We start from the raw sequence: 13,739 nt of genomic DNA on the forward strand, positions 1-13,739 counted from the left end.
CGGACAGCAATAATGAGTTTTGAACTTCATCCTCAATTGGCAAAAGACACTTCGGTGATTGGTCACTTCCCACTTTGCGTCGCGCTTCTTCATAAAGATAATGCTGTGCCATGGGTTATCTTGGTGCCTAAACGCGAAAATTTGAAAGAGCTACACCACTTGCCAATGCAAGAGCAACAACAGTTTTTGCTCGAATCTCAAGCGGTAAGCCAAGCACTCGAAGCGACATTCCGCCCAGACAAGTTAAACCTTGGCGCCCTAGGTAACATGGTGCCACAGCTGCACATTCACCATATTGCGCGCTTTCAAGACGATATGGCATGGCCGGGACCAGTTTGGGGTAACACCAAAGGTGAGTTTCGTAATGACGAAGAACAAGAAGAGATTCTTAACCGAGTTCGTAATGTGTTGTCGTTAAGCTCTATCTTCCGTAAAGCGTAACCGTTATATAACTTTTGATTCAGGTAGAAAGTAAAAAGCCGCATCATTGCTGATGCGGCTTTGTTGTTTGTGCGCGATGGTTTATTGCTCCTACTACATGGTCACGGTAAGTGACAAACCATCGTGCTTTGTGACTGCATAGCGTATTCGCGTTATATGATGAGCTTTATTTGTATCTACCAAGCGAGAAATGCGACCTTTGTTAATCCATACACTTAACATGGCGTCTGCACCGTCTTCACTCATTCCGAACTGTTTTGCTAGCTCAGATTGGGAAACCGTTCCTTTTTCGGCAATATATTGATAAAGCTCTTTTAAAATCATACGACTTGCGCCTCAAACTCGCCTTGATGTTTCTTGCCTACGCGCTTGAAAACGCGGTACGTGCCAAAGAAAATCGCAATAATTATGGCAATCCAAACGCCGCTGGTGATAGGGCTATCAGCGAAATGCATAAGCTGATGATAGAAAGTCGCACTCAAGTACGCGAGCCCCATTGTCCATACCGCTATAAAGCGCGCAAAGTTATTGCCGAATTCTCGAACATAGGCACCCATCGCAGCCACACAAGGAGTGTAAAGTAAGATAAAAACTAGGTACGCAAAAGCAGCATGACCAGAAACAAATTTCTCTTTTATGTTACCAAAGATCGATTCATCAATTTCTTGCTCCTCTGCGACTGCATGAGAATCTGCTAAATCACCGACGTCAATCCCCAGAGGATCAGAATAGCTCAGCCCTGCTAGGTTTTCAGGAATGCTCATCACCGCTTCTTCTAGGCTACCCATAAGATCAAATTCTGCATCCTCTCCATCGGTTGGCGTAGTATATAAGCTGTTCAATGTGCCCACGACTGCCTCTTTCGCGAAGATACCAGTAATAATACCAACCGTTGCTGGCCAGTTATCCTCTTGAATACCAATTGGTGCAAACACTGGCGTCACAACCTGAGCGGCTTTTGATAGAACCGATTTATCACTGTCTTCATTACCGAATGTACCGTCAGTTCCTAGCGAGTTGAGGAAGCTCAAGATAGCAACAACCACAACGATGGTTTTACCTGCACCCAATACAAACCGCTTAAGTTTTTGCCAAGTTTTGATCACGACGTTCTGCAATGTCGGAAGCTCATAGTCAGGCATTTCCATCACCAAGCTATCACTGCTGCCAGGATACAGCGTGTGCTTGAGGAACAAACCGGTAAACACCGCGGCGACAATACCAAGTAGGTAAAGTGCAAACACAATGTTTTGACCAGAGCCTGGGAAGAAAGCGGCAGCAAATAAAGCGTACACAGGTAAGCGAGCACCACATGACATAAACGGTGCCATCGACGCAGCCAACTTGCGCTCACGCTCTTGGTCTAGCGTGCGCGTTGCCATGATCGACGGAACGTTACAGCCAAAACCAAGAACCAAAGGGACAAACGCTTTACCCGGCAAGCCGATTTTCTGCATCACTTTATCAAGCACAAACGCAGCGCGTGCCATGTAACCCGAGCTCTCAAGCACAGCAAGGAATAAGTACAAACACGCTATGACCGGGATAAAGGTCGCAACTGTTTGAATACCGCCGCCTAAACCATCAGCAATCACCGTAACTAGCCATACGGGGAGGTGACCATCTAATAAGTGATGTCCACCATCAACCAGCAATGCGCCTACACCAATGTCAAAAAAGTCGATAAATGCACTACCGATGTTAATCGAGAACATAAACATCAAGTACATAACCACAAAGAAGAATGGGATCCCAATCCACTTGTTCAAAATAAACTGGTCGAGTTTTTCAGTCACGCTACGGCTTAATTTGCCTTCGCTTCGGCGAACTTTTTTACACTGTTCATGCAGGTATGTGTACTTGGTATCCGCGACATGCAAATCGATATCCAAGTCTAAAGTCGCAATGACTTCCAATACTTTGCTTCTATCAATATCGGAAAGGCTATTGAGAACCATCGTGTCTTTTTCAAGCGCACGAATCGCTAATGCACGATGGGCGACGGTTTGATCGTTAAAAAGTGCGGAAACAGTTTGAATCGCCGACTCCATCTTTTCACCGTAATGCAAAGATAGCTCTTTAAGCGCGACCCCTTGAACGATGGACTTATGAAGTTTTTCTTTAAACTCTGCAACTTGAGTTTTATTGGTTGCAGATAAACTTACTACAGGACAACCTAACGTTTTCTCAAGCTCTGAAACGTTAATCATTTGACGTTCACGTTTTAGCGCATCCATTTTGTTGAGAACAACAATCATAGGACGGCCAAGTTCGCGAAGTTGCAACGTCATATATAAGCTGCGCTCTAAACTCGTGGCATCAACCACGTTGATAATGAGATCAGCAGGATGAGTTAGAACCGCACGCGATGCAATGGATTCGTCAATACTATTGCTATCATTACCACTGTCTAACGAGTAAATGCCAGGGAGGTCAGTGAGCAAAAACTCGTCACCCGCATGTTTGAATTGTCCCGTTTTCTTTTCAACGGTGACGCCTGCCCAGTTACCAACTTGCTGTTTTGCGCCAGTCAAACCATTAAATAGCGTCGTTTTACCACTATTAGGATTACCTACGGTAAGCACTTGATATTGCATTACACTCGCTCCACTTCAATTTTCTGAGCAATGGTTTCTCGCAATGCGACAGACACACCACGGACTTCGACTTGTAAAGGATCGCCCATTGGAGCACGTCGAATCACTTTGACTTCTGTATTGGGAAGCAGCCCCATTACCATGAGTTTCTTTCTGATATCTGATGAAAGACCATCTAACAACCGAATCGTCACCGTATCGCCAGGATTAATCTCTGATAACTTCATAGTGGCCCTTAAGAGTATTGCTAATGAGAAATATTATTATTTAATAAGTTTAGGCTGCCAATATTACTCTTCTATAACCCTTCAATCCTTGTGTGAAATCAAAGATTTCATAAATGTTTTCATGCTTTCAAACGTCAACTCCGTAAATTTCCTCTCGTTATTTACGTCAAAATTAACAATTAAAAATCACGATCAATGAAATAAAAATGTCACAAACAAATGGCAAAGACAAAAATTTCAATACAAAACAACAAGTTAAATAATATTTAAAACTTTGTCGTTTTTCTCATATCAACATGGCGTTATTTTTATAAGAAAAATAAGTAACCTCTCGTATAGTTACTCCATCGAGAGGGCAACCTCTCAAATGAATTCCAGAGGTGGCATGGCAACATGTCACTCCGGCAGCAAGCGAAGGTGTCATTGACACCCGTGGTATAGTCCCCCCGGCTATACCACGATATTTTTTTTCATCTCTCTCTAAACTCTTTATCTTATCCACCTTTTTAGCACAGTTCTGTTTTCACGAATTTCGCATGCCCCCACTACTCAAATGAACCAACACACTCTAGATACAAAAATACAACCATTCATCTATTTGTCGCCGTAGGTAAATCCGTCCTCTTAAGCCATGTATGGTTATAGCTAAGAACAGCGCTACTAACAGATAGAGCGTGACCGTGCTTACGTATTGAGAATGGATTTGTAGGCTAGATGTGATGAAGAAGCAATGAGAATCACTGCATTGGTAGCTCTAGAATAGTAGAGCGCTATAAGCAGCTCCCCAGTCTTTTGAATATTCACTAGGGAGTGTGTAATGAGGGTTTTTAGTTGGTTTCTTGGCTTTCTTGAGTCAAAGCAAACTTGGAAGGAGGCAAACCAAAATGCAATTTAAACTTTTGGCTAAAGTAAGAAGGATCATTAAAGCCGCAGTTAAACGCTACTTCGCTGATTTTCTCGCCCGCTAATAACTGCTCACACGCCGTTTCTAAACGAACTTCGGTTACATAATCTTTTAACGTTCTTGACGAGGCTGATTTAAAGCGCCTCTGTAAAGAGCGTTCTGACATGAACAGCATTTTAGCCGCTAAAGCAGTACCAAACTCAGGGTCATGGTAATGCTCAGCCACCAGCTGATAGACTTTTTGCAACCATTCTTTCTCTGGGGTCACTTTATCTTCGACGATAGGTTCAGACTCAAATTCTTGCAAAGATTCATCCACATAACTCATTTCCTTCGCAGTTGGCCATGTAATTTCGATTTTATTTTGAGCGTCGGAAGTAAATACCGCCAAGTATCCTCCACTCGTTGTCACTAACTGGGCAAGATGATCAATACTCAATTCAGAGTGGTTCATATTAGATGGACGCCCGGTCGTGACTTTATTAGGCAGTTGCGTCCCATAATCAAGAAAACTCAATGAAACAATATCATTGCCCTCTTCTAGCATGATTCTCATCGTTTGGCCTCGGAAAGAACGCTTGATGATATTGGCAAAAATGCTGTTGAAGATAACATCAAGGTTAAAGCTTTCCAGAGCAATTCGACTTGTTTTTCTCTCATCTTCAAGCTCCACCATAATCCCAGCCTTCGCAAAATCATCTTGCCATACATCAACCACCGATTGAGTTATCTGACTCAAATTGTAATTGTGACTACCGCCGCTAGCTTCGCCAGGAACACTTTTTAACTCATTTAATTGCCATGTCGTTTTCGCCAGATGATCTTCCGTAGCTGCATCCAAAGGTATGGGTAATTTTGACGCTATAAAATCCACACTGGACTTAATAGATTGCGCCACGTGATCAACCAACAGGTTTCTGACTTGAATCTGTTTACGTAGCTGTTGGTTACTCGTCAACAACACTCGGCTTTGATGCCTCAACTGGTTAGTTTTGAGTGTCACTTGCGCAGCTAAATCACGGTTAGCCTGTACAACATAGCGAGAACGCCAGTACATAAGTAGTGCAACCATGGCAATACTCGCGACCACAAAACCTAAAATTGCGAGTTGCGATAAATACCAAGGATTAAGCACAATAAAATACGACTCGAGCCCAACCAATCCAGCAGCGACTTGAGACTCATTACTTACCTGTAGATGGTATTCACCGGAATTGAGGTGCTCTAGAGTCAGTTGGCCTCCCTCTAGCGCTTGCCAAGGATCATCGCTATTCAATCGATAGTACAAATTTTGGCTGTCTGGTTTTGGCATCACGCCAAATAAGAAACTTAGAGAAGAGCCATACGGTAATTTTATTCCATTTAAATCGGCGCTACCAACTTGTAGAACCTCGTTTTCAAGCACAACTTGGCTCACGATAAACTTCGACTCTGGAGGGTTGGACACAAGCAGCTTGGATGCTTCAGCTTTTACCAACCCGTATTTCGACCCTAGGACGAGCTCTCGCTCACCACCTTCTTTTTGCTGTATAACACTGCAAATTCCTGGTAGAAACTCGTTGTTCATTAAGCCAGACGCCGATGAATAATGCTTCACTAATTCACCCGAAAGGTGGTAATAGCTTAGTCCGACAGAAGAGGCTAACCACACGCCTTGCCTGTCTCTGATCAAGCAAGCAGGTCGCGCGTTGGGCACACTCATTTCAACAACACGTTTCTCGTCACTTCCTTTAATCGTTTTAAAAACGCCGTAAGATGACGCAAACCACTGACTGCCATCAACCGCCGTGACCATGTCTAATGATTCACCAAACTTTTCGGAATAGCGGATGAACTGGATGTTTTCATTGCTGTATTGATAAACCCCATGATCGGTCCCTATCAATAGAGAATCTTCAGTGTCGTATAAACGCGTAACCTTAGCTGGTAAGTACTGACTTACTAGCCACTCACTTCCAAAGTTTCTTACGCTTTGCTTGGTTATATCAACATTGTAAAGATGGTATCCACTTGATACCCAGAGACGATCATTACCATCTACAGTCACGTGCTCCACTGCGTGTCCAGCCATAACCTGTAAATAAGGAAATGTCACTTTGTTAAGACCATTCAGCTCGAATATTTCGAGCCCTTTAGAGGTCGCAAGCCAAAGCATCCCACCTTGAAATGCAAATTCATTGATCTGCGAATCAAGCTCCAAGACTTTGATATTGCCACTCTCACCTGTCCGATAAAGCTTTCGGTCATCCGCGAACCAAAGCGCATCATCAGGTCCTGTGGAGGTTTGTCGAATTCGCCCTGATAAGGTTTGCGAGTCATAACTACTGAAGGTTACTCGTTCAAACTTTTTACTAAACAAGGAGTAATAACGAATGCCTTGGTTAGTCGCGATCCACATCCCTCCCATGTTGTCACTCAGTAGCGAATAGATCTTTGTATTATCCAGCTCCAGTTCAAGAAAGCTTGCAGGCTCGACTTCTGTCACTTCGCCTGACAAGAATGAGTATAAATACAGACCATGCTCAGTCCCCACCCAGTACTCTTGATTTGTCTCAGCGAAAGTCAATACATGAGAACCGCCAATCTTAATCACCTCTTTATCAGGTTGATAAATATTGAAAATTAATGCCCCACGCAACGTTCCTACCAGAATTTCTCTGCGCGTGTGTGAGTAGTAGATCTTTTCAATGTAGTTCTGACCTGAAGCGACTACATGGTCAAACTTATCTCCTTCTGAAAGATAAAAGCCAGAAGTTGTAGCAAGTGCCCACTTCTCTTCGAGCAGAACTGCATCGTTAATATAAACATAGCTATTGTTGCTATGTTGATAGAGCTGCAACAACGAAAAGGACTTTAACTCGCTAGTATCGATGTTGTAAGTATAGAAATGTGCGCCATCACTAACCCAAATATAATCTTCAGAAGAACCGATTTTTCTTATTTGCGACCCGGGGTTTAAGCTAAAGACTAAACGTCTTTCTTGATTTGGATAAGTTTGATACACCTCATTCTCAACAAAGGTCCAGAACGAGCCTTCATGATAAGCCAGTTGCTTGGCAGACATTTGTAAAAAACTGCCTGATTTAGGTAGGATATTTTGGCCATCATAAAACAACACCCGCCCATGCACGTCGTGAATCCACAAGCCCCCTTGCTCACCCAAGAACAATTTTTTAGCCGCAATAAAAGTACCCTTAACCTGAGTCGGCAAAGGGTAAAAGATGGCATTCGCATTATGAAGAGCAAATGCTTGGAAAGATAGGAAAAAGCCCAACAAGACAAGGGCTAATTGACGTAGCAAGACGAAAACCTTTTATATCAATTTATGCTCGGCGCTCACCGTCCATATCTTCTACAGCATGGACTTATACGGTTATTTTGAGCTGCTAATTATTGATAATGATATCTCAATTACTGTTTGAGAAAAGGCTCGCCTTGCCAAAGGTTGTAATTCTTACTACTGGATCACGTTAAAAGGACTATTCCTACACAACAACTCTACTTAATCCGTCTTTTGGCTCAAGCACTGCTCAAAATTATTCGCCATATTGTTGAGAAAAGTAAAGTAACTGCCCCGTTTTGCTTCAATTGTGCTCCCTAATGGGTCAAGTTCACCTTTGGAAACTTTGCTACCTCGCATCACGCTCTGAACGACAGCTGGAGTAAACTGAGGTTCAGAAAACACGCAGGCTACATCTCCTGAACTTAACTTTTGACGAATTTGGATTAAGGTTTTTGCTCCCGGCTTACGATCCGGGCTCACGGTGAAGTGCCCCATTTGATTTAACTCATAACGCTCTTCGAAATAACCATAAGCATCGTGAAACACAAAGTAACCTTTGTCTTTCACTGGCGATAATTTCTTCTTGATCTCTAGGTCCGTCTGGCTGAGCTCAGTTTCAAATTTTTTAAGGTTTTCTTGGTACTGTGCTGCATTTTCCGGATCAAGTGATCCCAGTTGATTCACGACAGCCTTGGCAACTTGTTGTGCTTGACTTACACCTAACCAAAAGTGCGGATCATGTGAACCATGATCGTGGCCATCATGGTCATGGTTGTGCTCACTATCAAACTCACGCAAATCTAGATCTGGAATTTGACTAATAGTCAGAGTATTCGATCTGTCTGATACGACTTTTTCCAGAAACGGTTCGAGATCATGTCCGTACCAAATAACTAAATCAGCAGAAGCGATTTTCTTAACATCCGATGGGCGTAAAGCGTAATCATGGGGCGAAGTGTTAGACTGCAGTAATACATCTGGCGAAGTCACACCTTGAGTAAGTTCTGTCACTAATAACTGAATAGGTTTGATACTCGTTAGTACCGTTACTGCGTGTGCTGGCAACGTTAACATCGCTGACGCAGCAAGAATTAATGCTCTTTTCATAGTTTTACTTGGGATATGGTGTAGAAAGTGTGATAATGTTACATTATAACATTATTGATTTGCAAATGAGTTTCATTCATGTCTTCCTTAGTCCATCTTGAGCACTTATGCGTCGAGTTCGATGGCCGCAGAGTTCTCGATAACATTAGTATGGAATTACAAAAGGGCAAAATAACAACCCTAATTGGTCCCAATGGAGCGGGAAAATCAACGTTAGTCAAAGTCATTTTAGGCCTTCAAAAACCGACTAGCGGCAAATTAAACCGACAAAGAAAACTAAAAATTGGTTATGTTCCTCAAAAATTGAAGCTCAATGACTCTCTTCCATTGAATGTCACCCGTTTTCTAAATTTAGCAGGAAAATACAGTAAACAAGAATGTATTGATGCATTAAGGCTTGTTGGCGCTGAGCATTTAATTAGTAGTAACATGCATCGCTTGTCAGGTGGTGAAAACCAACGCGTATTACTTGCGCGTGCTTTGCTTCAACGCCCAGAGCTGTTAGTGCTAGATGAACCTGCGCAGGGTGTGGATATTCAAGGTCAAATCGATCTCTACGATCTAATTGAAAGCATTCGTCACCGATTCGATTGCGGTGTATTTATGGTGTCACATGACTTACATTTAGTAATGGCCAAAACAGATGATGTCATTTGTCTGCATCACCATGTTTGCTGCTCTGGTTCACCTGCCACGATTACTCAGCACCCTTCTTACATCGCGCTATTTGGCAATGCAGCGAGAGAATCGCTCGCGTTTTATCATCACGACCACGAGCATCATCATCACGATTTATCCGGAACGCCAGTAACTGGCGATGCGACATCATGCTCCAACCATAAACACGGACATCATCACCATGATTGAGTTTCTTCTACCTTCTATTCTTGCTGGTATTGGCATCGCGATCATTGCAGGTCCTCTTGGGTCATTTGTCGTTTGGCGCAAAATGGCTTACTTCGGTGATACCCTGGCACATGCTTCATTGATGGGTTTGGCATTAGGCTTTCTGCTTAACGTGAACCTTTATCTTGCACTACTCGTTTGCTGTTTAGCACTCGCGGTATTGCTCGTGACACTACAGAAACAACAACTGGTCGCAACCGATACGCTTCTGGGCATACTCGCCCATAGCGCATTATCTGTTGGTCTAGTTTCTGTTAGTTTCTTGGATAATGTCCGTGTTGATCTGATGAGTTACTTGTTCGGTGACTTACTCGCAGTATCTCCGCAAGATCTGATGTTCATTTACGCAGGTGTCGTTGCTGTTAGTGTGTGTCTTTACGTTTTTTGGCGACCTTTATTGTCGAGCACAGTTAGTGAAGAGCTTGCTGCCGTCGAGGGCGTCAATACAGACTTGGTTAGATTGGTGTTAATGCTTATGGTAGGTGTTGTGATTGCCGTAGGAATGAAGTTTGTTGGGGCACTTATCATGACTTCTTTGCTGATCATCCCAGCAGCAACAGCACGTAAGGTCTCTTCATCACCAGAGCAAATGGCACTGTTCGCATCCATTATTGGTTCTGTGGCAGTACTTATGGGGCTTAGCCTATCATGGCACTTCGATACGCCAGCTGGCCCATCAGTAGTAATCAGCGCAACATCTCTGTTTATGCTTAGCCAATTTATTCGCAAAAAATCGTAAAAAGCACCTTGATACAAAAAAGCCTAGCAACAATTACTAGGCTTTTTTAGCTTTAAGCTTCGAGTTGGAAATTACCAGCCCGTTACTTCACGTAGACCTTGGCCGATCTCTGCTAGAGATTTCACAGTCTTAACGCCTGCCGCTTCTAGTGCTGCAAATTTGTCTTCAGCAGTACCTTTACCACCAGAGATAATCGCACCAGCGTGGCCCATACGTTTACCAGGAGGAGCAGTTACACCAGCAATGTAGGAAACCACTGGCTTCGTTACGTTTTCTTTAATGTATGCTGCTGCTTCTTCTTCTGCTGTACCACCGATTTCACCGATCATAACAATCGCTTCAGTTTCAGGGTCTTCTTGGAAAAGTTTTAGGATATCAATGAAGTTTGAACCTGGGATTGGGTCACCACCAATACCAACACAAGTAGACTGGCCGAAACCTTCGTCTGTCGTTTGCTTAACTGCTTCGTAAGTTAGAGTACCGCTGCGAGATACGATACCTACTTTACCTTTCTTGTGGATATGACCAGGCATGATACCGATCTTACACTCGTCAGGAGTGATAACACCCGGACAGTTTGGACCGATCATGCGAACGCCAGTTTCTTCTAGCTTCACTTTCACGTCGATCATATCTGTTGTAGGAATGCCTTCCGTGATTGTTACGATTAGCTCGATGCCCGCATCAATCGCTTCTAGAATTGCATCTTTACAGAAAGGTGCTGGAACGTAGATAACTGTCGCTGTTGCACCAGTTGCTTCTACTGCTTCACGAACTGTGTTGAATACAGGTAAGCCTAGGTGAGTTTGGCCACCTTTACCTGGAGACACACCACCAACCATCTGAGTGCCGTATGCGATAGCTTGCTCTGAGTGGAAAGTACCTTGACCACCAGTGAAACCCTGACAGATTACTTTAGTGTCTTTGTTAATTAATACAGACATTATTTAGCCTCCGCAGCAGCAACAACTTTCTGAGCAGCATCCGTTAGCGACTCAGCAGCAATGATATCAACATCAGAATTAGCAAGAACTTCGCGACCTAGGTCAGCGTTAGTACCTTCTAGACGAACAACAACAGGTACGCTTACACCTACTTCTTTAACCGCACCGATAATACCTTCTGCGATCATGTCACAACGTACGATACCACCGAAGATGTTAACAAGTACCGCTTTCACGTTGTCATCTGATAGGATGATCTTGAATGCTTCAGCAACACGCTCTTTCGTCGCGCCGCCACCTACATCTAAGAAGTTAGCTGGCTTGCCGCCGTGTAGGTTTACGATATCCATCGTACCCATTGCTAGGCCAGCACCGTTAACCATACAGCCAACATTACCGTCTAGTGCTACGTAGTTCAGTTCCCACTGAGCTGCGTGCGCTTCGCGCTCATCTTCTTGTGAAGGATCGTGCATTTCACGAAGCTTAGGCTGACGGTACAGTGCGTTTGAGTCGATGTTGATCTTACCGTCAAGACATAGCAGGTTGCCTTCACCAGTAATCACAAGTGGGTTGATCTCTAGCAGAGCAAGGTCGTACTGAGAGAACATAGTGCCAAGACCCATAAAGATCTTAACGAATTGTTTGATTTGGTCACCTTCAAGACCAAGTTTGAACGCAAGCTCGCGACCTTGGTAAGCTTGTGGGCCTACTAGTGGATCGATTGCTGCTTTGTGGATAAGCTCCGGCGTTTCTTCCGCAACTTTTTCGATTTCCACACCACCTTCTGTTGAAGCCATGAAAACGATCTTACGGCTTGCACGGTCAACAACCGCACCTAGGTATAATTCGTTTGCAATGTTTGAAGCTTCTTCAACAAGGATTTTTGTAACTGGCTGACCGTTAGCGTCAGTTTGGTAAGTCACTAGGTTTTTACCTAACCACTTTTGTGCAAACTCTTTAACGCCTTCTTTTGTATCGTGCAGCTCTACACCGCCCGCTTTACCACGGCCACCAGCGTGAACCTGACATTTAACTACTTTCTTTTCTGTACTGATACGGCCTGCAGCTTCAAAAGCTTCTTGTGGTGTATCACACGCGTAGCCTTCTGGCACAGGCAAACCGAATTCTGCAAACAGCTGTTTGGCTTGGTATTCATGCAAATTCATTTCGATATTCCGTTTGTTTTTCCCTTAAGGGATTTATTATTTCCATAACGCTGCAGTCTTGGCTGCTTGTACGTCTGTAGGGTCTTCTCAAATCAATCCCTCATCACGAGTACTCATGGAGTGGGATTCAAATGAAGGCCAGACGTTGAGCTAGTCTAGCCATTGAAATTTTTAACGTCTAGCTACCTACGATAACTAGACGTTTTAGCGATATTAAACGTCTAATAGGAGACGTGCTGGATCTTCTAGCAACTCTTTGATCGTCACTAGGAAGCCAACAGACTCGCGACCATCAATTAGGCGGTGATCGTAAGACAGCGCTAGGTACATCATCGGCAAGATTTCAACTTTGCCATCCACTGCCATCGGACGCTCTTGGATCTTATGCATACCAAGAATCGCTGATTGAGGTGGGTTGATGATTGGTGTAGACATTAGTGAACCGAACACACCACCGTTTGTGATAGTGAAGTTACCGCCCATTAGCTCGTCTACCGTTAGCTTGCCATCACGACCTTTGATAGCCAGTTCTTTGATGCCTTTTTCAACATCAGCGAAACCAAGCTTGTCACAGTCTTTTAGGACAGGTGTAACTAGACCACGTGGCGTTGATACCGCCATGCTAATGTCGAAGTAGTTGTGGTAAACAATGTCATCGCCATCAATCGAAGCATTTACTTCTGGGTAACGCTTAAGCGCTTCTGTTACTGCTTTTACGTAGAAAGACATGAAGCCCAAACGAATACCGTGACGCTCTTCGAACTGATCTTTGTACTGCTTACGAAGGTCCATGATTGGTTTCATGTTCACTTCGTTAAACGTCGTTAGCATTGCCGTGTTGTTCTTCGCCTCTAGTAGACGGTTAGCGACTGTCTTACGCAGGCGAGTCATTGGAACACGTTTTTGGCTACGAGCCGCTGCCGGCACGTCAACCACTGCTGGTGCTTCTTCTTTTGACGCAGCTTTAGCGTTCGCAAGATGCGCTTCAATATCTTCGCGCGTAATACGACCACCAACGCCAGTGCCTTTCACTTGGCTTGCTTCTAAGCCATGCTCAGCCAATAAACGACGTACTGCTGGGCTTAGTGCATCATTGCTTTCTTCGCTAAGCGCAGCTTTATGACGTTTATCAGGAGATGCTTCCGTACCTTCTGTTTTGTCTGCGGTAGGCTCACCTGCAACTGCACCTGGCTTCAATTTAGCAATGATTTGTTTAGAAAGTACTGTCGCACCTTCTTCTTCAACGATAGCTTCCAAAACGCCTGCTTCCGGAGCTGGCACTTCTAGCACGACTTTGTCTGTCTCGATGTCAACCAAAACCTCGTCACGCTCTACTGCGTCGCCTGGTTGTTTGTGCCATGTCGCTACGGTTGCATCAGCAACTGATTCAGGTAAATCTGGAACCAGAATTTCAATTGTCATATC

General features: G+C 44.0%; 11 protein-coding genes. 3 read left to right on the top strand and 8 right to left on the bottom strand.

What is annotated here, in order from left to right; genetic code table 11:
- Positions 1–12: 12 nt before the first annotated feature.
- Complete coding sequence (locus tag FKN08_RS18205; protein ID WP_170892664.1) at positions 13–441, top strand: HIT domain-containing protein; 429 nt, start codon at positions 13–15, stop codon at positions 439–441.
- A 93-nt stretch (positions 442–534) separates the two neighbouring features.
- On the opposite strand, the gene FKN08_RS18210 is transcribed toward FKN08_RS18205, so the two are convergent.
- The 5 genes from FKN08_RS18210 to znuA all read right to left on the bottom strand — a co-directional run bounded on the left by FKN08_RS18210 (position 535) and on the right by znuA (position 8,559).
- Positions 535–765, bottom strand: coding sequence for a FeoC-like transcriptional regulator (locus tag FKN08_RS18210; RefSeq protein WP_005396058.1), 231 nt, complete (start codon positions 763–765; stop codon positions 535–537).
- Complete coding sequence (gene feoB / locus FKN08_RS18215; RefSeq protein WP_006742701.1) at positions 762–3,038, bottom strand: Fe(2+) transporter permease subunit FeoB; 2,277 nt, start codon at positions 3,036–3,038, stop codon at positions 762–764. The genes FKN08_RS18210 and feoB overlap by 4 nt, the downstream gene beginning before the upstream one ends.
- The gene (locus tag FKN08_RS18220) at positions 3,038–3,265 is read right to left on the bottom strand and encodes a FeoA family protein (RefSeq protein WP_005382190.1); all 228 of its coding nucleotides are present in this window, start codon (positions 3,263–3,265) and stop codon (positions 3,038–3,040) included. The genes feoB and FKN08_RS18220 overlap by 1 nt, the downstream gene beginning before the upstream one ends.
- A gap of 827 nt (positions 3,266–4,092) precedes the next feature.
- Positions 4,093–7,470: a helix-turn-helix domain-containing protein gene (locus FKN08_RS18225; protein ID WP_170892665.1), complete on the bottom strand. Its 3,378-nt coding sequence runs from the start codon at positions 7,468–7,470 to the stop codon at positions 4,093–4,095.
- A 201-nt stretch (positions 7,471–7,671) separates the two neighbouring features.
- The gene (znuA, locus tag FKN08_RS18230; RefSeq protein ID WP_170892666.1) at positions 7,672–8,559 is read right to left on the bottom strand and encodes a zinc ABC transporter substrate-binding protein ZnuA; all 888 of its coding nucleotides are present in this window, start codon (positions 8,557–8,559) and stop codon (positions 7,672–7,674) included.
- A 78-nt stretch (positions 8,560–8,637) separates the two neighbouring features.
- Between znuA and znuC the strand changes: the two genes are divergently transcribed.
- Together znuC and znuB are read left to right on the top strand one after the other, a co-directional pair.
- The gene (gene znuC / locus FKN08_RS18235) at positions 8,638–9,426 is read left to right on the top strand and encodes a zinc ABC transporter ATP-binding protein ZnuC (RefSeq protein ID WP_006742704.1); all 789 of its coding nucleotides are present in this window, start codon (positions 8,638–8,640) and stop codon (positions 9,424–9,426) included.
- Positions 9,419–10,204 carry a zinc ABC transporter permease subunit ZnuB gene (gene znuB / locus FKN08_RS18240; protein ID WP_104974372.1) on the top strand — a complete coding sequence of 262 codons (786 nt, stop codon included), beginning with the start codon at positions 9,419–9,421 and terminating at the stop codon, positions 10,202–10,204. Before znuC ends, znuB begins: the two co-directional genes overlap by 8 nt.
- Before the next feature lie 71 nt (positions 10,205–10,275).
- Here znuB and sucD read toward each other — a convergent pair whose 3' ends face one another.
- The 3 genes from sucD to odhB all read right to left on the bottom strand — a co-directional run bounded on the left by sucD (position 10,276) and on the right by odhB (position 13,736).
- Positions 10,276–11,148, bottom strand: a complete 873-nt coding sequence (gene sucD / locus FKN08_RS18245; protein WP_005382181.1) for a succinate--CoA ligase subunit alpha — start codon at positions 11,146–11,148, stop codon at positions 10,276–10,278.
- Complete coding sequence (sucC, locus tag FKN08_RS18250; protein WP_046874251.1) at positions 11,148–12,314, bottom strand: ADP-forming succinate--CoA ligase subunit beta; 1,167 nt, start codon at positions 12,312–12,314, stop codon at positions 11,148–11,150. The genes sucD and sucC overlap by 1 nt, the downstream gene beginning before the upstream one ends.
- Before the next feature lie 213 nt (positions 12,315–12,527).
- The gene (odhB, locus tag FKN08_RS18255; protein ID WP_161443174.1) at positions 12,528–13,736 is read right to left on the bottom strand and encodes a 2-oxoglutarate dehydrogenase complex dihydrolipoyllysine-residue succinyltransferase; all 1,209 of its coding nucleotides are present in this window, start codon (positions 13,734–13,736) and stop codon (positions 12,528–12,530) included.
- Between the last annotated feature and the right edge of the window lie 3 nt (positions 13,737–13,739).

The organism is Vibrio sp. 1-2 (7-a), from assembly GCF_013048515.1.
Classification (GTDB): Bacteria; Pseudomonadota; Gammaproteobacteria; order Enterobacterales; family Vibrionaceae; genus Vibrio; species Vibrio diabolicus.

Bases quoted from the DNA above. Each gene is read 5' to 3' on its own strand.
- FKN08_RS18205 (WP_170892664.1), top strand. From the start codon at position 13: ATGAGTTTTGAACTTCATCCTCAATTGGCAAAAGACACTTCGGTGATT.
- FKN08_RS18210 (WP_005396058.1), bottom strand. From the start codon at position 765: ATGATTTTAAAAGAGCTTTATCAATATATTGCCGAAAAAGGAACGGTT.
- feoB (WP_006742701.1), bottom strand. From the start codon at position 3,038: ATGCAATATCAAGTGCTTACCGTAGGTAATCCTAATAGTGGTAAAACG.
- FKN08_RS18220 (WP_005382190.1), bottom strand. From the start codon at position 3,265: ATGAAGTTATCAGAGATTAATCCTGGCGATACGGTGACGATTCGGTTG.
- znuA (WP_170892666.1), bottom strand. From the start codon at position 8,559: ATGAAAAGAGCATTAATTCTTGCTGCGTCAGCGATGTTAACGTTGCCA.
- znuC (WP_006742704.1), top strand. From the start codon at position 8,638: ATGTCTTCCTTAGTCCATCTTGAGCACTTATGCGTCGAGTTCGATGGC.
- znuB (WP_104974372.1), top strand. From the start codon at position 9,419: ATGATTGAGTTTCTTCTACCTTCTATTCTTGCTGGTATTGGCATCGCG.
- sucD (WP_005382181.1), bottom strand. From the start codon at position 11,148: ATGTCTGTATTAATTAACAAAGACACTAAAGTAATCTGTCAGGGTTTC.
- sucC (WP_046874251.1), bottom strand. From the start codon at position 12,314: ATGAATTTGCATGAATACCAAGCCAAACAGCTGTTTGCAGAATTCGGT.
- odhB (WP_161443174.1), bottom strand. From the start codon at position 13,736: ATGACAATTGAAATTCTGGTTCCAGATTTACCTGAATCAGTTGCTGAT.